Below are 25,250 nucleotides of genomic sequence, written 5' to 3' on the forward strand. Positions count from 1 at the left end.
CCATGGGATGCGCCTGCAACCAGCGCGGCAAGCAGCAGTTCGAGGTGGCCATGGACGCCGGCCGAGGCCGCGTCGCCTTCACCAGCGGCAGCCGGCCGACCGCCACCACCGTGGCCCAGCGGTACACCGGCAGCGCCGTCCGCATCAAGGGCAGCGACGAACTCGTGCACCACACCGAGCAGTACGAGGTGGCCAAGGACGGCGGTAAGGGCCCGGTGGTCTTCGCTCACTCCGACGTGGACCAAGCCCTGGCGCACGCGGGCACCCTCGCCGGCGCCGTCGTCCGCGAGCGGGAGACCGGCGAACTCGTCCAGCCCGTCCCGGCCGCCAGCCTCACCAAGGACGTGGAGGAGACGGCCGAGGCGCCCGCGTAGCGCCAGGCTCTATGCCCCGGGCCGCCATTGGCGTACCGGGGCACTCCGTGCCTCAAGGCTCAGATTCGCCTCAGAACCGGGATGGATAGCGCTGCGGTCGGCAATCCTTGCTTCACAGCCATTCCGTCGGGATGGCAGGTGACTGGAGGGCGGGCCGGCCATGGCAGAACCTGACAACGTCGCACGCTTGATCGCAGCTGGGTCCGCCCTGTTCACCGCCCTCAACATGTCGGTGTCGTATGCGGCATGGCGCCAGAAGCGGCCCGCCGTCGTGATGAGGAGGGCCCGCATCAACAGGCGGTATGTGGATCACTCCAGCGGCCCGGTACTACAACTGTCTTTCACCGCGTTGGTGCGTAACCGGAGCGAGGTCCCTGTGACGGTTACGGAGGCGTACTTGTACCTCACCGAGCGCCGACGGGAGAGGGTGGAAGGCCAGCGCACACATGACTCACTGTCCGACATTTGGCAGCTCCACCGACTGAACGAGAGCGGCCCCCTGGTGCTGGAAGCATTCGGCACTAGAAGCGTGGCCTGGACTCTCGATACCTGCCTGCGCCCCTTCCAGGAGTTGCCCTTTCACAAGGGCATGATCCGCCTCGAGTTGTTCAACGGTCGACTCGCTTGGAGTCGACGGTTCAAGGTCTCATTCGAGGGCCCCTGCCACTGCTCGAACTGCATCGGGATGGGGGAGCAGCTCAGCTTCGACGAACTCTCCTAGGCGCTGTTTCTCGGATCTCCTTCCGTGAGTGCTGTGTTGGGGCAGGGTGGCTGCATGGGACGTGGTGATCTGACGAATGCGGAGTGGGAGCGACTGGAGTCGTTCTTACCTCGCGGTGGTGCGCGTGGGGGCCGGTGGAGCGATCATCGACGGGTGATCAACGGAGTGCTCTACCGGGTTCGCACGGGGGTGCAGTGGCGGGATCTTCCGGAGCGGTTCGGGCCGTGGGAGACGGTCTATAAGCGCCATCGTCGCTGGTCGGCGGACGGGACCTGGCAGATGCTGCTGTCGCAGGTGCAGGCCGCCGAGGACGCCGCCGGCCGGATCGACTGGGACGTGTCGGTGGACTCCACGGCGGTGCGTGTCCACCAGCACGCCGCCGGCGCACGGAAGTCACCGCCCGCCGTCGCTTCTCAAAGAGGGGTCCGTCCGCGGACGAACCAGGTCGATCCGGTGCTTCGGAAACTGGCCGTCCGATTGGAGGAGGTGCTCAGATCGGCGAGTGTCTGGGACGCTCCCGCGGCGGCTTCACCACCAAGATCCACCTCGCAGCCGACGGACGACGTCGGCCCCTCGCCCTCCTCCTGACCCCCGGACACTACGGCGACGGCCCCAACTCCGCCCCGTCCTGGAGCAGCTGTCCGTGCCCCGTATTGGAGTCGGCCGGCCCCGCAGCCGACCCGACCATGTCCTGGCCGACAAGGCCTACACGTCCCGCGAAAACCGCCGCTACCTGCGACGGCGCGGAATACCGCACACCATCCCCGAACGGCTCGACCAGCGCAGGCACCGGCAGAACCGCGGTTCCCGGGGTGACCGGCCCACCGGGTTCGACCGCGAGCGCTACACGAAGCGCAACACCGTCGAGCGTGCCATCAACCGCCTGAAAGGCTTCCGCGCCGTCGCCACACGCTACGAGAAACGGGCCTACACCTACCTCGGCACCGTAACCCTCGCCGCACTCATCATCTGGCTCCGCACATGATCCGAGAAACAGCGCCTAGTACTCCAGTTGCAGTTCGCTATTCCTGCTGGTCAGTGGCGTGTTCGTGGGTGTACTGGGCTGATGTTCCGTCAGGCGGCGGGAGTTCGTGACTTCGGGTGCGGTGGGCCGTTGTGCTTGTCGTGCAAGATGATGTGCGGCCCGATGTCTGGTCGGCGGAGCTGGAAGAACTGCTGGTGCGGATCGGTCACCGCTTCGGGCGGGTGGATCTTCGGCGGCGGATGCGGGCCTATGTGCACGGCCTGCTCGGACCAGTGGGCCGGAAGAACAGCTGGCAGCTGGCCGAGCATGCCGGTCACCACACTCCCGCAGGGTTGCAGCACTTGCTGAGCCGAGCCTGCTGGGATCCCGACGAAATCCGTGATGCCCTGCAGGAATACGTCGCTGAGAAGCTCGGGGACACGGCCGGGGTGCTGATCATCGACGACACCGGGTTCATCAAGAAGGGCACCGTCTCAGCCGGGGTGCAACGGCAGTACTCCGGCACCGCCGGCCGCACCGAGAACTGCCAGATCGGCGTGTTCGCCGCCTATGCCTCCTCCAAGGGCCGCGCGCTGGTGGACCGAGAGCTGTACTTGCCGAAGTCCTGGACCTCTGATCCGGCCCGCTGCACAGAGGCGAAGATTCCCGACGAGCGCACGTTCGCCACCCAAGGCGATCTCGCGAAGGCCATCATCATGCGGGCCCTGGCCTCGCCGCTGCCGATCGCCTGGGTGACCGCAGACTCGGCCTACGGCCAGGAGTGGCGGCTGCGCCGCCTGCTGGAGGAGGCCGGCGTCGGCTATGTCCTGGCCGTGCCGAAGTCCCAGCACGTGCACGCCATCGGCCGCATCGACTTCGCCATCTCCCAGGCACCCGAGGACGCCTGGGAACGCCACTCCTGTGGGGCGGGCGCGAAAGGGCCGCGCGTCTACGACTGGGCGGCGGCGAGGCTGCCCGCGATCGATGACTTCGACGGCGATGCGCCCACCCACGACCGGTGGGTGCTGGCCCGCCGCAGCCTGGCCCGCCCGGACGAGATCGCCTACTACCTCGCCTATGCACCAGCCGGCACCGGCATCACCGAACTGGTACGGATCGCCGGGACGCGCTGGGCGATCGAGGAGGCTTTCCAGGCCGCGAAGAACGAGTGCGGCCTGGATCAGTACGAAGTTCGCCGGTATCCGGGCTGGTATCGGCACATCACTCTGGCCATGCTCGCCCACGCCTTCCTCGCTGCCATGGCCGCCGCCGCGGGGACGGAAAGGGGGGCCGCAGAATCGGTTCCGGCGATCTCGTCCCGCTCACGGTGGCGGAAATCCGGCGACTCCTGGCAGTTGGCCGCCCCACGCTGACGCATGTCCGGCGCACACGCCACGCACTGAATTGGTCCCGCTGGCGCCGCCGTCACCAGGCGATCGCCATGCGCTGTCACTACCGCCGCCGCACCCGAAGTCACGAACTCCCGCCGCCTGACGGAACATCAGCCCAGTACACTCACGAACACGCCGCTGACCAGCAGGAATAGCGAACTGCAACTGGAGTACTAGGGGCCGCTGGGGAGCGCGGCGACAGCCTGCTGCCGCCCCGACGACGTAGCCGCCCCGATGTCCTGCTCATAATTGTCGTGTCACTCCTCACGGCAGGCGCGTACGAAAGGACTCCCGCGGGCACGCCGCTCACGGGAGCCCTTCCGCGCGGTGGGCAGGTGACGGTGTCGCCGCAGTGACGGGATGATGGCCGGCGACATACGGCGACGGCGGTCCGAGGAAGCCGGTGTGAATCCGGCGCGGTCCCGCCACTGTGACCGGTGAGCGAGTTCCCGCAGGCCGCCGCCCCAGGACCGGGTGGCAAGGCGGGGCGAGCGGCGACCCGGGAGCCAGGAGACTCACGCGGTCGTCTCCTCGAGCAACGCCGGGGCGGATCTCCCCGGGCGGGGGAGTGGTGTGATGCCCGGGAGGCCGACGGAAGAGGCTTCAGGCGAGACTGTGGAGGCGAACGGTCCGGTGCCGTGCCTAGTAGTCGTATGCCGCGATTGCTGCTGTGGCAGCCCCAAGGGGACCGGAATCGATCACGCCGCACAGACCGAGACTGCGGGCGGATGTGCCGGTGCGCATCTCCGACTGCCGTGACGTGTGGCAGGCCAACGTATTCGCTGTACAGCCGTCCGCAGTGCCGCCGGTGCCCGGCCGGTCTGGCTGGGGCTCGTCAACGACACGGACGCGACGGAGGACTCGTCGCCTGGGTACGCGCCGGCGGCCCGGGAGTCACTCCGTTGCCGGACATCCTCGACCTGTATGCCTTCACCTCCTGGGCGTCATGCGAGCCAAGCGGACTCCTTCGGACGGGTGTGCGGTGAGCTGTCGGTGCCGCCCGGCGCGGCCGTGCGGCCCAGGTAGCGGTGCACGAAGTGGATGCTCATCGCGCCTTCGCCGACCGCGGAGGCCACCCGTTTCACCGAGCCGCTACGGACGTCCCCTACCGCGAAGACCCCGGGCAGGCTGGTCTCCAGGGTCATGCACGAGCGCCCTCTGCCGTGCCACACCTCGGGGTGGGCGCAGGCCTCCTGAGCCTGCGGCCCGGTGAGGACGAAGCCGCGGGAGTCGAGGGCGATGATGCCGGCGAGCCACTCGGTGTGAGGTTCAGCGCCGGTGAAGATGAACAGGCTCCGTACCGCGAGCCGGCGGTGCCCGCCCGTGCGGTTGTCGACCACGTCGAGTTCCTCCAGCACGTCGTGGCCGATGGCCTCGGTGACCTCGGTGTGCAGCATGACCTCCACCCGCGGATGGCGTTCGACCTGGTCGACCAGGTAGCGGGACATGTTGGCATCAAGGCTGGCTCCTCGGACCAGCAGGTGCACCTTCGGCGCGTACTCGGCGAGGAACAGCACCGCCTGGCCCGCCGAGTTGCCTCCGCCGACGACGGCCACCGGGTCGGTGCGGCACTGCTGGGCCTCGTAGACGGTCGCCGAGTAGTGCACGCCCGTTCCCTCCAGGCGTTCGATGCCGGGCACCTGGAGCCGGCGGTAGCGGGCACCCATGGCCAGGACGACGGCGCGGGCGGCGATCTCACTGCCGTCGGCGAACGCCACTACGTAGTGGTCCTCGTCCTTGGGATGGAGACCGGTCGCCTCCAGCGGAAGGCTGATCCTGGCGCCGAACTTGTCGGCCTGGAGCACGGCGCGTTCGGTGAGTTCGGCGCCGGAGATGCCGGATGGGAAGCCCAGCAGATTCTCGATGCGGGACGACGTGCCGGCCTGGCCGCCGGTGGCCATCGTCTCCACCACCGTGGTTCTTAGGCCCTCGGAGGCGGCATAGACCGCGGCGGCGAGGCCGGCTGGTCCGGAGCCTACGATGAGGACGTCGCCGTGACGGTTTCCGGCGGGTAGTGACGGCAGGCCGATGAGCCGGGCCAGTTCCGCGTTGCTGGGGTTGCGCAACAGGGTGGTGTCCCGCCAGATGACGAGTGGGATCTCCGCCGGGCCGACGCCGAAGCGGCGCAGCAGCTCCTCGGCCTCCTCGTCGGTCTCCAGGTCGATCCAGCGGTGCGGCAGCCGGTTGCGGACGGCGAATTCGCGCAGCCGTCTGGTGTCGGGCGAGTAACGCGAGCCGATGATGCGGAAGCCGGCGCCCTGTCCGACAAGCAGCGCGCGACGGCACAGACAGGCGCGCAGCACGATGTCCCCGACGGTGGCGTCCTGGGTCACCAGGTGGCGCAACCGGTCCACGGAGACGACGAGGACCTCGCCCGGCTCCCTGGCGACAGCGGTGTAGAAAGCCACTTGTCCGTGCAGCAGGCCGAGTTCGCCGATGAAGCGACCGGGGCCGTGCACGCGCAGCACGTGCTCCTCCGGAGTGCCGTAGTCCTCGACGACGGCGACGGTACCGCTGAGGACGACGAAGAACGTCTCGCAGCGCTCCCCCTCCCGGATCAACACGTCGTTCGGAGCCATGGTCCGGCGTTGCCCGTGCTCCGCCAGACGTGCTGTCTGGTCCTCCGTGAGGCGCGGATACGCGCCGTAGATGTCCGGGGTCTCCCAGAAGGCGGCCTCGTCCGCTTTCTCCGGCACCGGTTCTTCGCCCGGCAGCGACTGGTCGCCGGACATCAGACGAACGCCTCGTGAACGTAGCACCAGCGCCATTCCTCGCCGGGCTGGAACGACTGCACGATCGGATGGGCGTCGGCAGCTGCGTGCTTGCGCGCGTGCTTGTTCGGCGAGGAGTCGCAGCAGCCGACGTGCCCGCAGGTCAGGCAGAGCCTCAGGTGGACCCACGGGGCGCCGAGCATCAGACACTCCTGACACCCTTCTGGGGTCAGCGGCTGGACCGGCCGGACGAGCGCGAGGTGGGGGTCTGCGTGCAGGGTCATCCGGATCACCCTTTCCGGGCGCTGATCGACTGTTCCACCCATTGGCGCAGAGCGGGGGCGGGCGCCGCCCCCGCCTGCCGGGCGACCATCTCGCCCCGGTCGAGGATCACCAGTGTCGGTACGGCCTGGACCTCGAAACGCTGCGACAGTCGCGGGTTCTTGTCGACGTCGACCTTGACGAGTTTGATTCGGCCGGCGAGATCGGTGGCGACCTTCTCCAGTGCGGGGCTGACCATGCGGCAGGGGCCGCACCAGGTGGCCCACAGATCGACCACGACGGGGACGTCGGCCCGCTCGGCGACCTCGGTGAAGTCGTCGTCGCCCGCGTCCACCATCCACGGTAGGGGCCGCTTGCAGTGGCCGCACTTGGGGCGGCCCTCCGCGGCCACGGGCACCCGGTTGGTGCGCCCGCAGTGGGGGCAACTGACGGTCGTCGCCTGCATCGTGCTCATGCCGCCCGCGCTCCCTTCACGTCCTCGGGCTGGTCGTAGGTGACCACCAGCTCTCCATGCTCGGCGTCGACGCGGACCGTCGCACCGTCCTGGACGTCACCGCGCAGCAGGGCGCGCCCGACCATCGTCTCGACCTCGTGGGAGATGTAACGCCGCAGCGGCCGGGCCCCGTACACCGGGTCGTAGCCCTGGTGGGCAATCAACTCCCGGGCCACTTCGGTTAGTTCGACGGTGATGCGGCGTTCGGCGAGGCGGCGGCGCAGTTCGTCGAACTGCAGCTCCACGATCCGCTCGATCTGCCGCTCACCGAGCGGCTTGAACAGAACGATGTCGTCGACGCGGTTGAGGAACTCCGGGCGGAAGTGCCCGCGCAGCTCGCCCATCACCAGGGCGCGGGCGTCGGGCTTGATCTCGCCCTCGGCGGTGGCGCCGTCGAGGAGGTGCTCGGAGCCGATGTTGGAGGTCATGATGATCACGGTGTTGCGGAAGTCGACGGTGCGGCCCTGGGAGTCGGTGATGCGGCCGTCGTCGAGGACCTGCAGCAGGGTGTTGAAGACGTCGGTGTGCGCCTTCTCGATCTCGTCGAACAGCACCACCGAGTACGGCTTGCGGCGTACGGCCTCGGTGAGCTGGCCGCCTTCCTCGTAGCCGACGTATCCGGGTGGTGCGCCCATGAGCCGGCTGACGGTGTGCCGCTCCTGGTACTCACTCATGTCGAGGCGGACCATGTTCTCCTCGGAGTCGAACAGGGCCGCCGCGAGAGTCTTGGCCAGCTCGGTTTTCCCGACTCCGGTGGGGCCGAGGAAGATGAACGAGCCGATGGGGCGGCGCGGGTCGCGGATGCCGGAGCGGGCGCGGATGATGGCGTCGGCGACGAGTTTGACGGCCTCGTCCTGGCCGATGACGCGCTCGCGCAGGATCTCGTCGAGGCGCAGCAGCTTCTCGCGTTCGCCCTCCTGGAGACGGGCGACGGGGATGCCGGTCCAGGCCGCGACGATCTCGGCGATCTCCTCCTCGGTGACGACCTCGCGCAGCAGCCGGTTCTGCCCCTGTTTGGCGGCCAGTTGCTCCTCCTCGGCCTGCAGCCGGCGCTCCAGGTCCTGGAGGCGGCCGTAGCGGAGTTCGGCGGCGCGGTTGAGGTCGTAGGCGCGTTCGGCCTCCTCCGCCTCGTGGCGGACCTGCTCCAGTTCCTGGCGTAGTTCCTGCACGCGGCGGATGGCCTGCCGTTCGGCCTCCCACTGGGCATGTTTGGCGTCGGCCTCGCCGCGCAGGTCGGCCAGTTCCTTGCGCAGTTCCTCCAGGCGGGTTCTGCTGGCGGGGTCGGTCTCCTTGGACAGGGCCGCCTCCTCGATCTCCAGGCGGGTGACGCGACGGGTGATCTCATCGAGTTCGGCGGGCATCGAGTCGATCTCGGTACGCAGCCGGGCGCACGCCTCGTCGACGAGGTCGATGGCCTTGTCGGGCAGGAACCGGTCGGTGATGTAGCGGTGGCTGAGGGTGGCCGCGGAGACCAGCGCGGTGTCCTGGATCTTCACGCCGTGGAAGACCTCCAGACGTTCGCGCAGTCCGCGCAGGATGGAGATGGTGTCCTCCACGCTCGGCTCGTCGACCAAGACCTGTTGGAAGCGGCGTTCGAGGGCGGCGTCCTTCTCGATGTGCTTGCGGTACTCGTCGAGGGTGGTGGCGCCGATCATGTGGAGTTCACCGCGGGCGAGCATCGGCTTGAGCATGTTGCCCGCGTCCATGGCCCCTTCGGCGGCGCCCGCGCCGACGACGGTGTGCAGTTCGTCGACGAAGAGCAGGATGCGCCCCTGGGCGGCCTTCACCTCGGACAGCACGGCCTTGAGGCGTTCCTCGAACTCGCCGCGGTACTTGGCGCCGGCGACCAGGGAGCCCATGTCGAGAGCGAACACCGTCTTGTCGCGCAGGCCCTCGGGGACGTCGCCGCGAACGATGCGCTGGGCCAGGCCCTCGACGATGGCGGTCTTGCCGACGCCGGGATCGCCGATGAGGACCGGGTTGTTCTTGGTCTTGCGGCTGAGGATCTGGGTGACGCGACGGATCTCCGCATCACGGCCGATAACCGGATCCAGCCGCCCGGACCGAGCCTCGACGACCAGGTCGCGGCCGTACTTCTCCAGAGCCTCATAGGCCACTTCAGGGTTGGCGGAGGTGACGCGCTGGTTGCCGCGGATCTGGGTGAGCGCGCTCAGGAACGAATCCCGGGTCACGCCGTACTCCTTGAGCAGCCGTCCGGCGGCGGTCGCCGAGCCCTCCTCGGCCAGGGCGAGCAGGAGGTGCTCCACGGACACGTACTCGTCCTTGAGGCGCATGGCCTCCCGCTCGGCGGCATCGAGCAGGCGGGACAGACGCTGGGTGACGAAGACCTGGCCGGGTGCCGCGCCGGGACCAGTGACCTTCGGGCGGCGCGAGAGTTCCTCGCGCACGGCCGCGCGCAGCTCCTTCGGCTCGGCGCCGGCCTGTTGCAGCAACCGTGGGATCAGACCGTCCTCCTGATCGACAAGCGCGAGCAGCAGGTGTTCCCCGTCGACCTCGGTCTGCCCCATGCCGACGGCCGCGCTCTGGGCGTCCTGGAGGGCTTCCTGGGACTTCTGGGTGAGACGGTTCATGTCCATGGGGGTGTTTCACTCCTCGTGCCGCGGCCGCGCAGGGCGGCTTCGAGCAGGCTGATGCGGTCGAGCAGGTCGAGCACCAGGCCGATGGATGCGTAGTTGAGGCAGAGTCCGGTGCGCAGCCGCTGGATACGGGCGAGAACCGCCGGGGCCGTGGGGTCGAACACCAGTCGCCCCGCGGAGTCGCGTTCGGCGTCGACCAGGCCGAGGGCGACGAACCGGCGGATCAGATCGGGGTGGAGGCCCGAGCGAAGGGCCACGGCGGCCAGGGAGAGCCTGGGGGCGGGCACGAGCGCGTACCGCACAGCCGTCGAGGCGGTGATGTCGGCGTCCGTTCGTACCGGACGGGCGCCCACGCCGGCCCGGCCTATGCCTCCCGCTCCCGCGGGTCGGTCGTTCATCGCGTCCTCCTGGGGTCGAACGAGGAAGTGGCGGCGAGCTCCTCGAACAGTTCGCGCTCCCGGTCGCCGAGGGCGGGAGGCACCATGACGCGGAGTTCGGCGTACAGGTCGCCGTTCGCGCCCCGCGGGTTCGGCATGCCCTCGCCGCGCAGCCGCAGCCGCCGGCCGCTGGACGAGCCCGCGGGCACCGTGACCTTCGCCGTGCCGCCGCCGGGCGTGGGCACCGGCACGGTCGCGCCCAGGGCCGCCTCCCACGGGGTGACGGGGACCTGGACGTGCACGTCACGGCCGTCCAGCCGGAACCGGGGGTGGGGCTGGATACGCACCCGCAGGTACAGGTCGCCCGCGGCGGCGTCACCACTGCCCTGGCCACCCTCACCCGCCAGCCGGATGCGCTGCCCGTCGGTGACGCCCGGCGGCACGTCGACCTCGTACCGCCGCGGCTGCCCGGTGGGGCCGGCGAGTGTGACGGCGCGACGGCCGCCCCGGTACGCCTCCTCGACGGTGAGCGGCAGTTCGGCCTCCTGGTCCGCTCCGGGGACGCCGCCTCGGGCGGCGCCGGCTCCGAACATGGAGCCGAGCAGGTCCTCGATGTCGATGCCCTCTGCTCCGAAATCGTCGCCGAAGCCGGTGGTGTACCGGACGCGAGGGCCGCCGGCGCCTGCGGTCCTCCGACCTCGGAAGCCGCCGCCTGCTCCGGCCGCGACCCGTTCGTCGAAGTCCTCGGGGATCTTGCGGAAGTCCTCGCCGAAGCGGTCGTAACGGTCCCGGGTCTTGGGGTCGGACAGGACGCTGTATGCCTCGTTGAGGTCCTTGAAGCGTTCCTCCGCCCCGGGGTCCTTGTTGACGTCGGGGTGGTACCTGCGGGCGAGTTTGCGATATGCCTGCTGGATCTCGTCCTGGCTCGCGGTCCGCGACACACCCAGCACCTCGTAGAAGTCGCGTGCCATCGCCGGTCACTCCCGCCTGGTGACGGTCACGGCGGCCGGCCTGAGCTGCCGCTCGCCGTCCCCGTAGCCGGGGCGCAGCACCTCGACGACGGTGCCCGGTGGGGCGTCGGGTTCCTGGACGACGCCGACCACCTCGTGCCGGGCCGGGTCGAAGGCGACGCCGCTCTCCGCATGCCGCGGGTAGCCGAGCAGTTCGAGGACGTTCACCGCCTGGTCGCGTACGGCCCGGATGCCCTCCACGATCGCGCCCGGATCGGCGCCGGCATGGGTCAGGGCGAGTTCGAGGTTGTCGAGGACGGGCAGGAAGGCGGCCGCCGTGCGGGACCGCTCGACCGCCCGTTCGCGCTCCAGCTCCCTGGCGTGACGCTTGCGAAGGTTGTCGAGGTCGGCGAGCGCGCGCCGCCAGCGGTCCTCCAGTTCCTGGATCGCGGTCGTGTACTCGTCCTCGGCAGGCGCGGGGCCGGCGGCATCGGGCCCCGGTTCGCCGTTCGCCGCTTCGGGCCGGGGCGGCCCCGGTTGGGGCAGATCCCCGCGAGGAGCAGGTCCGGCGTCTTCCCGGACCCGTGCGCCCGGATCCGACGCGGCCTGGTCGGGTTCCTGGGGGTGAGTGGGCATGGCGCGCGCCTCAGCTCTTGTCGAACTCGGCGTCGATGACATCATCGCCACCGCCACCGCCACTCGTGGGACCGCCGGTGGCGGCGTCCTGGCCGGGACCGCCCGTGGCGGCGGCGCCCTCATGGGCCGCCAGCCCGGCGAGCACCTGCTGGAGTTCGGAGGTCAGAGGCCGCACGCGCTCCACGCCCGCCTCTTCCTTGACCGCCGCCCGGGCATCCGACACCAGCATCTCGGCGCGTGCCTTCTCGTGCGCGGGCGCTGCGTCACCCAGCTCGGCGAGGCGCCTCTCGACCTGGTACGCGACGGCATCGAGCTCGTTGCGGGCATCGACGGCCTCGCGCAGCGCCTGGTCCTCGCCCCGGTTGCGCTCGGCCTCCTGGACCATGCGTTCGACCTCACTGCGGTCCAGGTTGGAGCTCTCGCTGATGGTGATGCCCTGCTCCTTGCCGGTGTCCTTGTCCCGCGCGGTGACGTTGAGAATGCCGTTGGCGTCGACGTCGAAGATGACCTCGATCTGCGGTTCGCCGCGCGGCGCCGGCCGGATGTCGGTGAGCTGGAACCGGCCCAGCACCCGGTTGTCGGCTGCCCGCTCGCGCTCGCCCTGGAGGACCACCACATCGACGGCCGGCTGGTTGTCCTCGGCGGTGGAGAAGGTCTCGCTGCGGCGCACGGGAATGGTGGTGTTCCGCTCAATGATCTTCGTCATCACTCCGCCGCGCGTTTCCACGCCCAGCGACAAGGGTGTGACGTCGAGCAGCAGGACGTCCTTGACCTCGCCCTTGAGCACCCCGGCCTGGATCGCGGCGCCCAGGGCCACGACCTCGTCGGGGTTGACGCTCATGTTGGGTTCCTTGCCGCCGGTCAGCCGGCGTACCAGAGCCTGGACGGCGGGGATGCGGGTGGAACCGCCGACCAGGATGACCTCGTCGATGTCGCTCTCGCCGACCTTGGCGTCGGCCATGGCCTGCTGGACCGGTCCCAGGCAACGCTCCACCAGGTCGCCGGTGATCTGCTCGAACGTCGATCGCATGACCGAGTCGGTGAGGTGCTTGGGGCCCGAGGCGTCAGCGGTGATGAACGGCAGGCTGACCTGCGTCTGCGTCACCGAACTGAGCTCGGTCTTGGCCTTCTCCGCCGCCTCGAACAGGCGTTGCAGCGCCTGCGGGTCCTTGCGCAGGTCGATGCCGTTCTCCTTCTGGAAGTCGTCCGCGAGGTAGTCCACCAGACGCCGGTCGAAGTCGTCGCCGCCCAGGTGGCTGTCACCGGCGGTGGAGCGCACCTCCACCACGCCGTCGCCGACGTCGAGGATGCTCACGTCGAATGTGCCACCGCCCAGGTCGAAGACGAGCACGGTCTCGTGCTCCTTCTTGTCCATGCCGTACGCCAGGGCGGCCGCCGTCGGCTCGTTGATGATCCGCAGCACATCCAGACCCGCGATCCGTCCGGCGTCCTTGGTGGCGGTGCGCTGAGCGTCGTTGAAGTAGGCGGGCACCGTGATGACCGCCTCCGTGACCCGTTCCCCGAGCTGCTTGGACGCGTCGTCTGCGAGTTTGCGCAGCACCTGCGCGCTGATCTCCTCGGGTGCGTACAGCTTGTCGCGCACCTTGAAGCGGGCCGCCCCGCCGTCGCCCTCGACGACGTCGTACGCCACCGCCCTGGCCTCGTCGGAAATCTCGTCGAAGTGCCGGCCGATGAACCGCTTGGCGGAGTAGATGGTCCCCTTGGGATTGAGGATCGCCTGGCGCCGGGCCAGCTGGCCCACAAGACGTTCCCCGGTGTCCGTGAAGGCCACCACGGACGGTGTCGTACGGTTGCCCTCGCTGTTGGGCACGACGGACGGCTCGCCGCCCTCCCACACGGCGATCACCGAGTTGGTGGTGCCCAGGTCGATACCCACTGCCTTGGCCATGAGGAACTCCTTCCGCGGCGGTCGACGTCCGTCGACGACCGTTCATCCTCCGGGCCATGTCCGCCCGGCTTCGAAACTCGTTCAGCTGGGGGCGGAGTCGCTGCGCGGGCGTCGGCCCCTGGAGGAGGCGCTCTCCGTGTTCGCGCCAGCCCTGCTGTCCAGCCCGGCGACCAGCCGGACGGCCTCATCGGTGACGTCCTCGTCCGCCACGACGTCATACCGGCTGGGCACCATCGAGCGGACCGAGGCGAAGTCCCGGCGGCCACCTTGGGCCGCGTGCAGCAGCAGGGCGACCAGCGCGCCGACGAACGCTCCGAAGATCAGCCCGTACAGGGCGAGGAGCAGACCGGAGACGACCGGATTCAGCCAGTTCAGCAGCCCGAAGATCCAGCCGACGAGTACGCCGGGCAGCGCTCCGTTGGCCGCACCGTGGAGGGCTGCCTGGCCGTACCCCATGCGACCGATCACCTGTTCGATCAGGCGTACGTCCTGACCGATGATCGCCACCTTCTGGACGGGAAATCCCTGGTCGGCGAGGTGGTCGACGGCACGTTCGGCTTCTTGGTACGTCGCGTACGAGGCAACGGTCCTGTGGGCCGGCTCGGTCATGGCCGCTCCTTTCGCCTGAGGACCGCCGAGCGGTCCCGGCGATCCCCAGGGTGGCTTTTCGTCCGGTGCCCCGCCTGCGCCCAGCGGGTCGAAATGCGGCACCGGCGCTCGGTCCACGAGGGCAGGGAGCGGGGCGCGATTCCGGTCGGCGGCTCGTGACGGGCCCTCGGGGTCCGGTTCGGCACGTGTGGGGCGGACGGCTGCGGCTGCCAGTCTCTGGTTCAGCCGGACATGGGATGGTGCGCCTGGGCGAACTGCTCCACGACGGTTGCGCAGAAGGCGGGCAGGTCGGCCGGGCCGCGGCTGGTGACCAGTTGCCCGTCGACGACCACCTCCTGGTCGGCGACGACCTCGGCGCCGGCGTTGCGCAGGTCGGTGCGGATGCTTGGCCAGGACGTCAGGCGGCGGCCGCGCACGGCGTCGGCTTCCGCCAGCGTCCACGGGCCGTGGCAGATCGATGCGACCGGTTTTCCGCTGGCCATGAAGTCCCTGACGAACCGCACCGCGTCGCGGTCCATGCGCAGTTGGTCGGGGTTCATGGTGCCGCCGGGCAGGAGCAAGGCGTGATAGTCCTCGACGGAGGCGTCGGCGACCAGCCGGTCCACGGGGAACGTTCCCGCCGGGTTGAGGTCGAACTGGCGGGCCTGGATCTCGCCGTGATGGAGCGAGAGGATCTCGGTCTTGGCCCCTGCGCCCTGCAACGCACCGCGCGGCTGGTCGAGTTCCACGCGCTCGACGCCGTCGGTGGCCAGAATCGCCACCCGCATCCCCTGCAGTTCCTGTGTCATGGTACGGCTCCCTTCACGAGTCGCTGGCTGTACGGACCGGGTGACTGCAAGGCGCGGCCGAGAGTCCCCGAGCGTGTATGTGCGCGCGACCAGGTTTAGGACGACTTCGGTTCAGCCGTCGTCACGGCTGCCCGAAACGGCATTCCCAGTCGCAGGCCGTTGCGTGGGAGAAAATCAGGGCGCGATTTTCCTGGTCCAGATGACCAGCCGCGCTGAGGAGGCAATCGCGAATCCTGGAGCGTCTGCGGCGCGACCGGCCTCGACTCCCGTCTCCAGATCGGTTACGCACACCGGGCGCGACTGCTACAGCAGCCGGTCGAACACCGCGGTCACGCCGTCCCAGTGGCTGGTCTGCGGGTTCTTGACATCCGGATACATGCTTTTGAACGTCTCGGAGAGGGCGACGCTGAGACCGCCGATGATCTCGGGGTAGCGCTCTTCGGTCTCCTGGGTGGGTGTCCTGTCGAGGGGAGGATGCGCGGCGAGCAGGACCAGGATCGGCTTCAGCTCGACCTCCTCGTCGAGCCGCCGGAACCGGTGGATGCTCTCCTGGAGGCCCTTGGTGATCGGTAGGTCCCACGGTTCGACGGTATCCCGGCCGTTGGCCTTGGCCGAGGCCTGGCCGACGACCAGGAGGTCGTAGAGCTTGGCCTCGACGAAATCGCCGTACCGCTTCAGGTCGTTCTTGTCCACGTCGAGGCCTGCGGCGGCGCGGAAGAACCTCTCGAACTTCGACACACCCATCACGGTCATGCCTCTCGCCTCCTCACCAGGAACCGGACGGCGTCGTTCGCTCCCGCCGACGCCGCCATCGGCCGTTACCGGTCGAGATTCGCAGAGCCCGCCTGCTGAGCGCCTCCGCACCCCAGGCCGAAAAAGAACACGCCCTCCTGCCCTGGCAGAGCAGCATGTTGCAGCGCCTCGGACGAGAGCGGCTGACCGGACGCACCGACGAGCGACCTCATCTCCTGGGTGCGAGTGGGACCCGCGCCGCGCCCACAGGTACGCCGCTTTGATGCACATCCGGCGGACCGGCGCCCGTGTCGCCTTTGATCGCCGGCCGCAATGTCAAGAAGTCCCGTCCTCGAGCTGAGTGGCAGTGATCCCTTCGTCGTGCTGGACGATCACAACCTTGAGCGCACCGTGTACTCCGCGTTCCTCGGCCGGATGGGCAACACCGGGCAGCGCTGCGTGGCGGCCAAGCGCTTCATCGCCCTTGCCGACGTATACGACGCCTTCGTCACCGGGCTGCGTAACCGGATGAGCGAGGTGCGACCGGGAGATCCGGTCGACCCCGCCACCACGCTCGGCCCGCTGTCCTCCGAGGCCGCGGCCGAACTCCAGATGGAGCAGGTTCGTGGCGCTGTGGACAAGGGAGCCAAGGTGGTGCTGGGCGGCGGGCGGCCCGACCTGCCGGGCGCCTTCGTCGAGCCGACTCTTCTCACCGACGTCACCGGAGATGGGCCTACCGGGAAGAGCTCTTCGGCCGTGTCGCCCCGGTCTACGTGGTCGCCGACGAGGACGAGGACGAGGACGAGGCCGCGGCCGTGGCACTGGCCGACACCTCTCCCTACGGCCTGGGATGCGCGGTCTTCCCCGCCGACCCGGAACGTGCTCGCGGAGTCGCGGACCGGCTGGAGGCGGGCATGATGTGGATCAACCACCCGACCCCGCCCCGACCGGAGCTGCCCTTCGGCGGCATCAAGCGCTCCGGCTACGGGCGCGAGCGCGCGAGGGCTCGCAAGGAGGCGGAGCGGTCGGGGATCTCCGACCAAAACGCCAACCGGGGCGCCCCCGAGAAGCTGCAGCAGGACCCGAAACGCCGCAGCAGCGGCCCGCGCACCGAGTGTGGCCGGGGCCCGAAGGGGGAGCGCTCCGGGACCTCCGGCTCAGCGTCCCCCCTGAAATTCCAGCGATCGGGCCGCCCTGCGCCGAGGTCAGCCGGGCCCGCCCAGCACGATCTTCCACACTCGGGTCGCCACCTGCAGGTTCAGCCGGTCCTCGACGTTCACGAGGTCGTTGCCGCTGATGTCGCGGATGCGCTGGAGCCGATAGCGCAGCGTACTGCGGTGGATCCCGAGGGACTCTGCGGTCTCGTCGTAGTTGCCGCCGCAGTCGAAGTACCGGGACAGGGTCTCCACCATGGACGCGTGGTGCCGGGAGTCGTAGTCGAGGAGGTGCCCGAGCCACTCCTGGACGAACGTCTCCAATTCCCGGTGACCGCTGCCGGGCCCCAGGATGCGATAGAGACCGAGCTCGTCGAAGAACGACGTGCCGTAGGGCTGACGGGAGTGGCGGCGCACTTCCAGGGCGCGCTGCGCCTCCTGGTAGTGGTGGGGGATGTCGTCCACGGAGTCGCAAGGGGCGCTCACTCCGATCGTCCCGGACCGTATTCCGGTCTCCCGGGCGAGCGCCTCGTACAACGCGCGGGCATGCGGCCTGCCGCCGGCGATGAGGACGACATGGTCGGAGCGGCGGGTCTGCAGCGAGCGCATGCCCAGCGCAGAGACCGCCCGACGCACGGTCTGCGCGAAGGAATCGTCGGCAGTCCGGTTCAACCACTGCACCACGACGACGTAGTGGCTGCCGTGCAGGTCGTGTCCGACTGCCTCGGACCGGGCGTAGGCGCTCGCCCCGTCCGTCCCCTCCAGGAGGTCGTCGGCCAACTCGCGGTGCAGCCTCAACTCCACTTCGGCCAGATTTCGCAGGTGCGCCAGCTCCAGGGCGAGCGACGTGGCGGCGTGTCCGAGCGCGAGCACGGTGTGCTCGTCGGCCTCGTCCCGGGTATCGACCAGCGCGAGCACGCCCAGGATCTCGCCGTGCGGGCGGACGAGAGTGAGCAGCCGGTCCTTTATCCGCACCGGCCCGGCCTCTTTGGCGACGGTGTGCAGCATTTCGTCCTGGCGGACGGGGTCCGGTTCGGGATAGGGGTCGGGGCGGCCGGGGCCGGTCCAGGACTTCAGCCGGCCGAAGCGGTCCTCGACCAGCGCGGGCAGTCCAGTGAGCCTGTGCAGTGCGCGGGTGACAGCTTCCTCGCCGCCACCCGAGGCAGCGACGTCGGTCATGAGAGCGTGAACGGCTCGCTCGTAGCCCACCTCAGCCACCACGGTGATCAGCTGCCGCTGGAGGGCTGTGCGTTCCTCCCTCAGCCGGCGCAGCTCCAGCGCGTCCTCGCGTCGGCGGCGGTCTGCGAAGGCGACTGACAGTGCAGCAGAGGTGTGCCGGACGAGCATGGCGAGCAGAGATCGCTCGGCCTTGGTGGGCCGGGAGCGGGACGTCACCACGAGGTAGCCGTGAAGTCCCCCAGGAGGTCCGCGTAGCCCCAGGGCCCGGCCCCAGGGCCTGCCGGCTACGGTCACGGTGCCGTCCTGCCCGGCCAGCTCCCGCACCCTCCGGCTCACGGCCAAGGCAGGCGTCTGCCCGTCCCTTTGAGTGGGGACCAGGTCGCCGGCCACATTGAGGTATCCGGCCTCGGCACTGTATGGCCCCGCGGCGGTTATGTGGTCCATGGCCAGGCGGAGCATCTCGACTTCGTCCGGAGCGCCGAACAGGGCGCGTGAGAGAGAGACGAGTTCGTGGAGGGCAGCGTCGGCTGGGGTGCGAGCGGGCGGGCGGGGCCCTCGGCGCACGGCCGCGGGGGGCTGCCCGGCGCTGCCCTGCGGAAGGCTCCCCTTCCGGCGCGAGTAGCGGTGGTAAAGGCTGTGCGCCCCACTGCCGGCCATGGGAGCACCCGTCCCTCGAAGTCTCTGAGAACCGAGCGGCATGTCACGTACCCCCTCGGGGGCTGCCCGAGATGTGTGGATCCATTCTCTCGTACTCGTGGGGCGACCGGACCTGTGCATTGCTCACTCGCCAGACACAGGCTCCGTGTGCACCGGTGGAAACCGGCGTGGGCCACGAGGTCACAAGCTCGGGCAACGATTTCTGACTGGAGTACTAAGCGTCGTCGTCCCGCTCGCCCTCCGCCTGGGATGGCTCGCTCCGGGGGACGTCCGGGTGCTGTTCCGTTGAGGTACGGTCGCCCGTCTCGTCCCGCTCGCCCTCGGCCTGCGAGGGTGTGCGCGAGTACCAGGCGTCGTGATCAGGGGCTCCGGACTTCATGAAGGGCCTCCTTCGTCGCTCACGTCCATCCTCCCAGCTTGCGGAACACCGTGTCGGCCTCGCAGCGCCTTTTGAAGCGCCCGGATGTGAGTCCCACACCCGGGCGAGGGCGGGAGTGCGGCGTCAGCCGCCGGCCACGGCGCGCACCGCCTGCTCGACCGGAGCGGACCCGCTGATCAGCTCGAGGATGCGCCCGGCGGTCCTGGGCTCGTGGAGCAGGGCGGCCAGCACCGCAGCCACGTCATCGCGCGGCACCTGGCCGCGGTCGGTGTGCTCGGCGAGCGTGACACGACCCCTACCGGGGTCGTCGGTCAGCATCCCCGGGCGCAGAATCGTCCAGTCCAGTCCCGGACGGGAGGTGATCTCGGCGTCCGCCTCCCCCTTGGCCTTCAGGTAGGCGGCGAACACCGGGTCGGTGCCGGGCGGCGGCGGGCTGTCCACGCCCATCGCGGAGATCGCCAGGAAGCGGCGCATCCCGGCGCGCTCGGCCGCGTCGGCGAGGAGGATGGCCGCGTTCCGATCCACCGTCTGCTTGCGGGCCGCGCCGCTGCCCGGTCCGGCGCCCGCGGCGAACAGTGCCGCGTCGGCGCCGCCGAGGTGGCCGGCCACCTCGTCAACCGAGGCGTGCTCCAGATCGCACACCACCCGGTTCCGCGCCGTCCGCGCGCAGGTCGTCGGCGTGGTCCGGGTTGCGGATCAACCCTGTGACGTTGTCGCCGCGCGCCGAGAGCAGCCGGGTCAGCCGGCGCGCGATCTTTCCGTGTCCACCCGCGATCACCATGTGCATGGAATCATTCTTGCCACACGCGACCACTCACGCCGGGCTGCGGGACTGCTGCGGCAAGTCGGGTCCCGGTTGCCGCAAAGCCGGCGTACTCGCGCACCGCGCTGGTGCGCGAGACCACCCGGCCACCGGGTCGCGCCGCACGTGCCCGGGGATTCGCGAGCGCCGTTCTGTCGTCAGGAGCGCGCGAGCCGGGCCGCGAGATAGGGCGCGGTGGCGCTTCGGCGGGTCCTCGCCACTTTGGCCGGCGGGCCCGTCGCGACCACCCGCCCGCCCGCGTCGCCGCCGCCCGGACCGAGGTCGATGACCCAGTCGGCGGTGGCGATCGTGTCCAGGTCGTGCTCGACGAGGACGACCGTGTTGCCTGCGTCGACGAGCCGGTGCAGCTGTCGCAGCAACAGCGCGATGTCCGAGGGGTGCAGTCCCGCCGTCGGCTCGTCGAGCAGGTAGAGCGCGTGCCCGCGGCGGGCTCGCTGCAGTTCGGTGGCCAGTTTGATGCGTTGCGCCTCACCTCCGCTGAGTTCCGTCGCGGGCTGGCCCAGACGCAGGTACCCCAGTCCCACCTCGCGCAACGTCTCCAGACTGCGGGAGGCCGCCGGGACGGTGGACAGGAACTTCGCGGCGGCGTCGACAGACAGCCCCAGTACTTCCGCGATGTTCTTGCCGCGGTAGGTGACTTCCATCGTTTCGGCGTTGTACCGGGCGCCCTCGCAGGTCGGGCACGGCGCGTAGGTGCCCGGCAGGAACAGCAGTTCCACCGCGACGAACCCTTCACCCTGGCAGGTCTCGCACCGCCCCTCAGCCACGTTGAAGGAGAACCGCCCGGCCGAGTAGCCGCGCTGCCTGGCTTCGTCCGTCGCCGCGTACAGCTTGCGCACCGCGTCGAACAGCCCGGTGTACGTGGCCAGGTTGGACCGGGGAGTTCGGCCGATGGGCCGTTGGTCGACGCGGACCAGCCGGTCGAAGGACTCGACCCCCGACGCGTCCTGGACGTCGACCTCCAGCTGCGCCTCGTCGGGTTCCTCGGGTGCGAGTCCGAGGTGGCCGCGGACGACCTCGGCGAGCACCTGCGTCACCAGCGTCGACTTTCCGGAACCGGACACGCCCGTTACCGCCGTCAGCACGCAGAGCGGTACGTCGACGGACACGTCGTGCAGATTGTGGCGGGAGACGCCGCGCAGGTGCAGCCAGCCGTGCGGTGTGCGCGGGCGGTGTTCGAGCGGCTGGGCGCGCCCGAACAGGTACTGGCTCGTGGCCGACTCCTCGACCCGCTCGAGACCGGCGACCGGGCCGCTGTACAGCACGCGTCCGCCGCCCTCGCCCGCACCGGGCCCGATGTCGACCACCCAGTCCGCCCGCCGTACGACGTCCATGTCGTGCTCCACGACGAACAGCGAGTTGCCCGCCGCCTTGAGGCGGTCCAGCACCTCCAGCAGCGGCTTTGCGTCAGCCGGGTGCAGGCCCGCGGAGGGTTCGTCGAGGACGTAGACGACGCCGAACAGCCCCGAGCGCAGTTGGGTGGCGATCCGCAGGCGCTGCGCCTCGCCGGGTGACAGGGTCGTCGAGCGGCGTCCGAGGCTGAGATATCCGAGGCCCAGGTCGAGCAGTACGTCGATCCGCGCGACCAGGTCGCCGCAGATCCGGACGGCGACCTCGGTCGTCTCCCCGGACCGGGCGGTCGACGTGGTGGCGTCGGCCTCGGACCGCCCCGCGACGGGCCGCAGCAGCGCCACGACCTCGGTGAGCGGCATCGCGTTGATCTCGGCGATGGAACGTCCGGCGAAGGTCACGGCGAGCGCCTCGGCCCGCAGTCCGCTGCCGTGGCACTCGGGACAGGGGACACTCCTGACGAACCGCAGCGCCCGTTCGCGCATCTTCTCGCTCTTGGAATCGGCGAGGACGTGCATGACGTGCTTGCGGGCGCTCCAGAACTTGCCCTGGTAGCCGTAGTCGACGCGGTCCTCCTCCGGCTCGATGTACACCAAGGGCTGCTCGTCCGTGTACAGCAGCCAGTCCCGGTCCTTCTTCCTGAGCCTGCGCCACGGTCGGTCGATGTCGATCCCCAGGCCGCTCACGACACTGCGCAGGTTGGCGCCCTGCCAGGCGCCCGGCCAGGCGGCGATCGCCCCCTCGCGGATGCTCAGCGAAGGGTCCGGGACGAGCAGGTCCTCGGCGACGTCGTGCACGACGCCCAGTCCGTGGCACACCGGGCAGGCGCCGGCCGCGGTGTTGGGTGAGAACGACTCGGCTTCCAGCCGTGCGGCGCCGGGCGGATAGGTGCCGGCGCGGGAATACAGCATGCGCAGCAGATTGGACAGGGTGGTGAGGGTGCCGACCGTAGAGCGCGAGCTGGGCGATCCGCGTCGCTGCTGCAGGGCCACGGCCGGCGGCAGTCCGGTGATTTCCTGCACGTGCGGTGCGCCGACCTGTTGCAACAGCCTTCGGGCGTACGGCGCTACGGACTCGAAGTAGCGCCGCTGGGCCTCCGCGTAGAGCGTGCCGAACGCGAGCGAGGACTTGCCCGAACCGGAGACGCCGGTGAAGGCGACCATCGCGTCCCGCGGAACGTCGACATCGATGTTCCGCAGGTTGTTCTCACCGGCGCCCCGGACATGCACGAAGGGGTCGGTTGCGTCCTTGTTCACCGTTCCTGATTACCTGATCGCGCCGGGAACCGCGCGACAGGAGCCGTCACCGGCGCCGCTCCCAGGGATCATCCGAGAGCGCTTCACCATTGATCCGTACGTGGGCCTGACGGGAACCGTGTCCCCGTGGCAGGCCCTGCGCGGGGAGGACGAGGAGATCTGACCATACACCCTGCACCTGCTGGCAGGGGGCCTGCGTGTCACGCGGCGTCGGCGTCACCTCGGGGGGCATCCTGTGGGCACTCGCAATCGCGGGGGAGCCGACGAGGGGGAGTCATGCGGGTGCCGTCTCAGGGCGTTACGGTCGTGGCTCTCCTGGTGGACCCGGACGCGCCCACGGAGATCGCGCAGCGCATGGCCCCGGTGCTCTCTGATCGGCTCGCCGACAGGTCAGGCCAGGGACGACGGTTCGACGTCGAGGTGGTCAGTGAGCCCTTCACCGCAGGGACCGAGGACCTGTCCACATTGACGCGCCGGATCATGGACCGCAGAAGCGAGGGAGACTGGGACATCGTCGTGGCCCTCACCGACCTTCCGCTGCACTCACATGGGCGCAAGCTCGTGGTGGATCTGAGTCACGAACACGGCTTGGCGCTACTGTCTCTTCCCACGCTGGGGGGCTTCCGGCTGCAGACCGCGGCCCGGCAGGCCGTGGAAGAAGCCGTGCTCAGCTTGGCGGGCCCGCAGGCCACTGGGCCTGAGGGGTTTTCGGGAAGTCAGCCGCTTCGGGGGCCCTTCACCAGGCGTCTCGCGCCCATCCGTCCGGGCCAGGTCGGTGAGGAGGAGATGGCCGACCTGCGGTACGTCGTCAGTGGGCCGCGCGGTTACCTGAGAGTGCTCCTCGGCATGGTCCGCGCCAACCGGCCGTGGCGATTGGTGCCGGGATTGTCAAAAGCCCTGGCGGCCGCGCTCGCCACGGGAGCAGTCGCCACCGTGAACTCCACCATCTGGAACCTGGCCACCTCCCTGAGCACGCCACGCCTGGTGATCGCCACGGTCGGATCTGTTGCCCTCATGATCGGCTGGCTGATCGTGGACGCGAACCTGTGGCATCGAACGGACGAGGTTTCGCCGGAGGCGAGGAAGAGGGCGGCCCTCTACAACGCCTCGACAATCATGACCGTGGGTATCGGGGTGCTCGTCTGCTACGCGGGTTTGATGGTCATCAACCTGGTGTGGGCGCTGTTCATCCTCAACGACCAGGTGTTCGCTTCCACGACACGAACCCCGCTGCACGCCACGGAGTACTGGACGCTGTCTTGGTTCGTCGCCTCCGTAGCCACGGTGGGCGGCGCGCTGGGATCGGGCCTGGAAAGCGACGAGGCTATCCGGGCAGCCGCCTACTCCAAGCGCGAACAGGAGCGTCGCAGCATGCTGCAGGACGACCACGGTGACTAGCTGGTGAACTCAGTCGCACATGTGCCGTCGGTTGGTGGTCGTCCGGGTCCGGAGATTCAGCTGATCGGTCGGTGCGTGGTTGTTTCGCCTCGGGGGCGGACGGGGACCCGGACGCCACGCCGCCGGAGCGCCGAAGCTCCGCCTGGCGGGACCGACGGCAAGAACGACCGTTTCATCTGATCCAGGTGAACGGCCCCCAGGGGCGTGCCGGAGCCCCGGACTCCGTCGCAGCACTTCCGAGAGTCAGGCTCTCTGCGCCTTCCCATCACCGCCGTACCGCGACATCAGGGAAGCCATCATGAAAGCAGCGGTATACGAAGGCCCGCGAACGGTCACAGTGAAGGACGTACCGGACGCGAAGATCGAACACCCCTGCGACATCATCGTCAAGATCACCACCACCAACATCTGCGGTTCGGACCTGCACATGTACGAGGGCCGTACCTCGTTCGAGTCCGGCCGCACCCTGGGACACGAGAACATGGGCCAGGTCGTGGAGGTCGGCTCGGCCGTCCGCAAGGTCCAGGTCGGCGAGTACGTGGTCCTGCCCTTCAACATCGCCTGTGGCTTCTGCAAGCAGTGCGAGCAGGGTCTGACCAACTACTGCCTGACCATGCAGCCGGAACCGGCCCTCGCCGGAGCTGCCTACGGATTCGCCGACATGGGCCCCTACCAGGGCGGCCAGGCGGAGCTGCTGCGCGTGCCCTACGGCGACTTCAACGCGCTGCGTCTGGGTGAGGACGCCGCCGAGCGGCAGACCGACTACGTGATGCTCGCCGACATCTTCCCGACCGGCTATCACGCCACAGAGATGGCCCATGTCAAACCGGGTGACCAGACCATCGTCTTCGGGGCCGGTCCGGTCGGGCTGATGGCGACCTACTCCGCCCTCCTCAAGGGCGCCGGGCGCGTCTGGACAGCCGACCACCAGCCCGACCGGCTGCGCAAGGCAGAGGAGATCGGGGCCATACCGATCAACACCGCCGAGCAGAACCCGGCGGAGGTCGTCAAGGAGGCCACCCTCGGTCTGGGCGCCGACAACGGCTGCGAATGCGTCGGCTACCAGGCACACGACCCCCAGGGACACGAGGACGCCAGTCTCACGCTCAACGGTCTGATCGACTCGGTCAGGTTCACGGGCGACATCGGCGTGGTGGGCGTGTTCCTGCCCCAGGACCCCGGGGGAGCGGAGGCCCAGGGGGAGCTGGAAGCTCAGGGCAAGGTCCCGATCGACTTCGGCATGATGTGGTTCAAGGGCCAGCGCATGGGGACCGGGCAGGCGCCGGTGAAGAAGTACAACCGGGCGCTGCGGGACCTGATCGCCGGCGGGAAGGCCAAACCGAGTTTCGTCGTCTCCCACGAGCTCAGCCTGGACGAGGCCCCCACCGCCTACGAGCACTTCGACGCCCGTGACGAGGGCTGGACCAAGGTGGTCCTGCATCCCAACGGACACGGGAACGGCCGCAAGCGGTAGAAGACTCGGGGCGGCCGTGCCACCTGTTCCTCCGCACCGGCCCGGG

At 69.5% G+C, this 25,250-nt stretch carries 19 protein-coding genes, 5 pseudogenes and 1 riboswitch; of the genes and pseudogenes, 9 read left to right on the plus strand and 15 right to left on the minus strand.

The features are described 5' to 3' along the window. The first annotated feature begins 2 nt into the window (after positions 1-2). The 5 genes and pseudogenes from ACIP2X_RS19075 to ACIP2X_RS19095 all read left to right on the plus strand — a co-directional run bounded on the left by ACIP2X_RS19075 (position 3) and on the right by ACIP2X_RS19095 (position 4,436). Positions 3-374 (plus strand): hypothetical protein, encoded by a 372-nt coding sequence (locus ACIP2X_RS19075; RefSeq protein ID WP_401674209.1) that lies wholly within the window; start codon positions 3-5, stop codon positions 372-374. Positions 375-534: 160 nt separating this feature from the next. After that, a complete protein-coding gene (locus ACIP2X_RS19080) occupies positions 535-1,095 on the plus strand; it encodes a hypothetical protein (protein ID WP_401674211.1) in 561 nt (186 codons plus the stop codon). Between the two features lie 54 nt (positions 1,096-1,149). Next, positions 1,150-2,080: pseudogene (locus tag ACIP2X_RS19085) on the plus strand (IS5 family transposase). A 152-nt stretch (positions 2,081-2,232) separates the two neighbouring features. Next, a complete protein-coding gene (locus ACIP2X_RS19090) occupies positions 2,233-3,432 on the plus strand; it encodes an IS701 family transposase (RefSeq protein WP_401674507.1) in 1,200 nt (399 codons plus the stop codon). A 411-nt stretch (positions 3,433-3,843) separates the two neighbouring features. Next, positions 3,844-3,967: riboswitch (cobalamin riboswitch) on the plus strand. 59 nt (positions 3,968-4,026) lie between these two features. Further along, positions 4,027-4,436: pseudogene (locus ACIP2X_RS19095) on the plus strand ((2Fe-2S) ferredoxin domain-containing protein). Here ACIP2X_RS19095 and ACIP2X_RS19100 read toward each other — a convergent pair. The 11 genes from ACIP2X_RS19100 to ACIP2X_RS19150 form a co-directional block, all read right to left on the minus strand. Then, on the minus strand, positions 4,395-6,182 hold the full coding sequence (locus ACIP2X_RS19100; RefSeq protein ID WP_401674213.1) for an FAD-dependent oxidoreductase: 1,788 nt from the start codon (positions 6,180-6,182) through the stop codon (positions 4,395-4,397). The pseudogene ACIP2X_RS19095 and the gene ACIP2X_RS19100 overlap by 42 nt on opposite strands. After that, entirely contained in the window at positions 6,182-6,445 is a 264-nt protein-coding gene (locus tag ACIP2X_RS19105; RefSeq protein WP_401674215.1) for a UBP-type zinc finger domain-containing protein, read from the minus strand. The genes ACIP2X_RS19100 and ACIP2X_RS19105 overlap by 1 nt, the downstream gene beginning before the upstream one ends. Before the next feature lie 5 nt (positions 6,446-6,450). Continuing rightward, positions 6,451-6,897: a thioredoxin gene (gene trxA / locus ACIP2X_RS19110; RefSeq protein ID WP_401674217.1), complete on the minus strand. Its 447-nt coding sequence runs from the start codon at positions 6,895-6,897 to the stop codon at positions 6,451-6,453. Then, positions 6,894-9,533: an ATP-dependent chaperone ClpB gene (gene clpB / locus ACIP2X_RS19115; protein WP_401674220.1), complete on the minus strand. Its 2,640-nt coding sequence runs from the start codon at positions 9,531-9,533 to the stop codon at positions 6,894-6,896. The genes trxA and clpB overlap by 4 nt, the downstream gene beginning before the upstream one ends. Next, on the minus strand, positions 9,524-9,931 hold the full coding sequence (locus tag ACIP2X_RS19120) for a chaperone modulator CbpM (protein WP_401674223.1): 408 nt from the start codon (positions 9,929-9,931) through the stop codon (positions 9,524-9,526). Before ACIP2X_RS19120 ends, clpB begins: the two co-directional genes overlap by 10 nt. Further along, a complete protein-coding gene (locus tag ACIP2X_RS19125) occupies positions 9,928-10,881 on the minus strand; it encodes a DnaJ C-terminal domain-containing protein (protein ID WP_401674226.1) in 954 nt (317 codons plus the stop codon). Before ACIP2X_RS19125 ends, ACIP2X_RS19120 begins: the two co-directional genes overlap by 4 nt. Positions 10,882-10,887: 6 nt before the next feature. After that, positions 10,888-11,496 carry a nucleotide exchange factor GrpE gene (locus tag ACIP2X_RS19130; protein WP_401674228.1) on the minus strand — a complete coding sequence of 203 codons (609 nt, stop codon included), beginning with the start codon at positions 11,494-11,496 and terminating at the stop codon, positions 10,888-10,890. A 10-nt stretch (positions 11,497-11,506) separates the two neighbouring features. Then, positions 11,507-13,405 carry a molecular chaperone DnaK gene (gene dnaK / locus ACIP2X_RS19135; RefSeq protein WP_401674231.1) on the minus strand — a complete coding sequence of 633 codons (1,899 nt, stop codon included), beginning with the start codon at positions 13,403-13,405 and terminating at the stop codon, positions 11,507-11,509. Positions 13,406-13,486: 81 nt separating this feature from the next. Then, a complete protein-coding gene (locus tag ACIP2X_RS19140; RefSeq protein ID WP_401674234.1) occupies positions 13,487-14,014 on the minus strand; it encodes a general stress protein in 528 nt (175 codons plus the stop codon). A 221-nt stretch (positions 14,015-14,235) separates the two neighbouring features. Next, positions 14,236-14,802 carry a type 1 glutamine amidotransferase domain-containing protein gene (locus ACIP2X_RS19145; protein WP_401674236.1) on the minus strand — a complete coding sequence of 189 codons (567 nt, stop codon included), beginning with the start codon at positions 14,800-14,802 and terminating at the stop codon, positions 14,236-14,238. A gap of 303 nt (positions 14,803-15,105) precedes the next feature. Beyond that, positions 15,106-15,555: a DUF1931 family protein gene (locus ACIP2X_RS19150; RefSeq protein WP_401674239.1), complete on the minus strand. Its 450-nt coding sequence runs from the start codon at positions 15,553-15,555 to the stop codon at positions 15,106-15,108. A gap of 312 nt (positions 15,556-15,867) precedes the next feature. Between ACIP2X_RS19150 and ACIP2X_RS19155 the strand changes: the two are divergent. Together ACIP2X_RS19155 and ACIP2X_RS19160 are read left to right on the plus strand one after the other, a co-directional pair. After that, a pseudogene (locus ACIP2X_RS19155) lies at positions 15,868-16,203 on the plus strand (aldehyde dehydrogenase family protein); the annotation flags it as partial. A 104-nt stretch (positions 16,204-16,307) separates the two neighbouring features. Then, a pseudogene (locus ACIP2X_RS19160) lies at positions 16,308-16,478 on the plus strand (aldehyde dehydrogenase family protein); the annotation flags it as partial. A 261-nt stretch (positions 16,479-16,739) separates the two neighbouring features. On the opposite strand, the gene ACIP2X_RS19165 reads toward ACIP2X_RS19160, so the two are convergent. The 4 genes and pseudogenes from ACIP2X_RS19165 to uvrA form a co-directional block, all read right to left on the minus strand. After that, positions 16,740-18,524, minus strand: coding sequence for a PucR family transcriptional regulator (locus tag ACIP2X_RS19165; RefSeq protein ID WP_401674241.1), 1,785 nt, complete (start codon positions 18,522-18,524; stop codon positions 16,740-16,742). Between the two features lie 214 nt (positions 18,525-18,738). Next, positions 18,739-18,903 (minus strand): hypothetical protein, encoded by a 165-nt coding sequence (locus ACIP2X_RS19170; protein ID WP_401674243.1) that lies wholly within the window; start codon positions 18,901-18,903, stop codon positions 18,739-18,741. Between the two features lie 123 nt (positions 18,904-19,026). Beyond that, a pseudogene (locus ACIP2X_RS19175) lies at positions 19,027-19,690 on the minus strand (SDR family oxidoreductase). Between the two features lie 173 nt (positions 19,691-19,863). After that, complete coding sequence (uvrA, locus tag ACIP2X_RS19180; RefSeq protein ID WP_401674246.1) at positions 19,864-22,332, minus strand: excinuclease ABC subunit UvrA; 2,469 nt, start codon at positions 22,330-22,332, stop codon at positions 19,864-19,866. Between the two features lie 276 nt (positions 22,333-22,608). Between uvrA and ACIP2X_RS19185 the strand changes: the two genes are divergently transcribed. Together ACIP2X_RS19185 and ACIP2X_RS19190 are read left to right on the plus strand one after the other, a co-directional pair. After that, positions 22,609-23,730 (plus strand): hypothetical protein, encoded by a 1,122-nt coding sequence (locus tag ACIP2X_RS19185; RefSeq protein ID WP_401674249.1) that lies wholly within the window; start codon positions 22,609-22,611, stop codon positions 23,728-23,730. A 298-nt stretch (positions 23,731-24,028) separates the two neighbouring features. Next, entirely contained in the window at positions 24,029-25,204 is a 1,176-nt protein-coding gene (locus ACIP2X_RS19190; RefSeq protein ID WP_401674251.1) for a glutathione-independent formaldehyde dehydrogenase, read from the plus strand. The last annotated feature ends 46 nt before the right edge of the window (positions 25,205-25,250 follow it).

It is taken from the genome of Streptomyces sp. NPDC089424, assembly GCF_044749345.1.
Lineage (GTDB): Bacteria > Actinomycetota > Actinomycetes > Streptomycetales > Streptomycetaceae > Streptomyces.

Excerpts from the sequence above, each read along its gene's own strand:
- ACIP2X_RS19075 (WP_401674209.1), top strand. The coding sequence starts at position 3 with ATGGGATGCGCCTGCAACCAGCGCGGCAAGCAGCAGTTCGAGGTGGCC.
- ACIP2X_RS19080 (WP_401674211.1), top strand. The coding sequence starts at position 535 with ATGGCAGAACCTGACAACGTCGCACGCTTGATCGCAGCTGGGTCCGCC.
- ACIP2X_RS19100 (WP_401674213.1), bottom strand. The coding sequence starts at position 6,182 with ATGTCCGGCGACCAGTCGCTGCCGGGCGAAGAACCGGTGCCGGAGAAA.
- ACIP2X_RS19105 (WP_401674215.1), bottom strand. The coding sequence starts at position 6,445 with ATGACCCTGCACGCAGACCCCCACCTCGCGCTCGTCCGGCCGGTCCAG.
- trxA (WP_401674217.1), bottom strand. The coding sequence starts at position 6,897 with ATGAGCACGATGCAGGCGACGACCGTCAGTTGCCCCCACTGCGGGCGC.
- clpB (WP_401674220.1), bottom strand. The coding sequence starts at position 9,533 with ATGGACATGAACCGTCTCACCCAGAAGTCCCAGGAAGCCCTCCAGGAC.
- ACIP2X_RS19120 (WP_401674223.1), bottom strand. The coding sequence starts at position 9,931 with ATGAACGACCGACCCGCGGGAGCGGGAGGCATAGGCCGGGCCGGCGTG.
- ACIP2X_RS19125 (WP_401674226.1), bottom strand. The coding sequence starts at position 10,881 with ATGGCACGCGACTTCTACGAGGTGCTGGGTGTGTCGCGGACCGCGAGC.
- ACIP2X_RS19130 (WP_401674228.1), bottom strand. The coding sequence starts at position 11,496 with ATGCCCACTCACCCCCAGGAACCCGACCAGGCCGCGTCGGATCCGGGC.
- dnaK (WP_401674231.1), bottom strand. The coding sequence starts at position 13,405 with ATGGCCAAGGCAGTGGGTATCGACCTGGGCACCACCAACTCGGTGATC.
- ACIP2X_RS19140 (WP_401674234.1), bottom strand. The coding sequence starts at position 14,014 with ATGACCGAGCCGGCCCACAGGACCGTTGCCTCGTACGCGACGTACCAA.
- ACIP2X_RS19145 (WP_401674236.1), bottom strand. The coding sequence starts at position 14,802 with ATGACACAGGAACTGCAGGGGATGCGGGTGGCGATTCTGGCCACCGAC.
- ACIP2X_RS19150 (WP_401674239.1), bottom strand. The coding sequence starts at position 15,555 with ATGACCGTGATGGGTGTGTCGAAGTTCGAGAGGTTCTTCCGCGCCGCC.
- ACIP2X_RS19165 (WP_401674241.1), bottom strand. The coding sequence starts at position 18,524 with ATGGCCGGCAGTGGGGCGCACAGCCTTTACCACCGCTACTCGCGCCGG.
- ACIP2X_RS19170 (WP_401674243.1), bottom strand. The coding sequence starts at position 18,903 with ATGAAGTCCGGAGCCCCTGATCACGACGCCTGGTACTCGCGCACACCC.
- ACIP2X_RS19185 (WP_401674249.1), top strand. The coding sequence starts at position 22,609 with ATGCGGGTGCCGTCTCAGGGCGTTACGGTCGTGGCTCTCCTGGTGGAC.
- ACIP2X_RS19190 (WP_401674251.1), top strand. The coding sequence starts at position 24,029 with ATGAAAGCAGCGGTATACGAAGGCCCGCGAACGGTCACAGTGAAGGAC.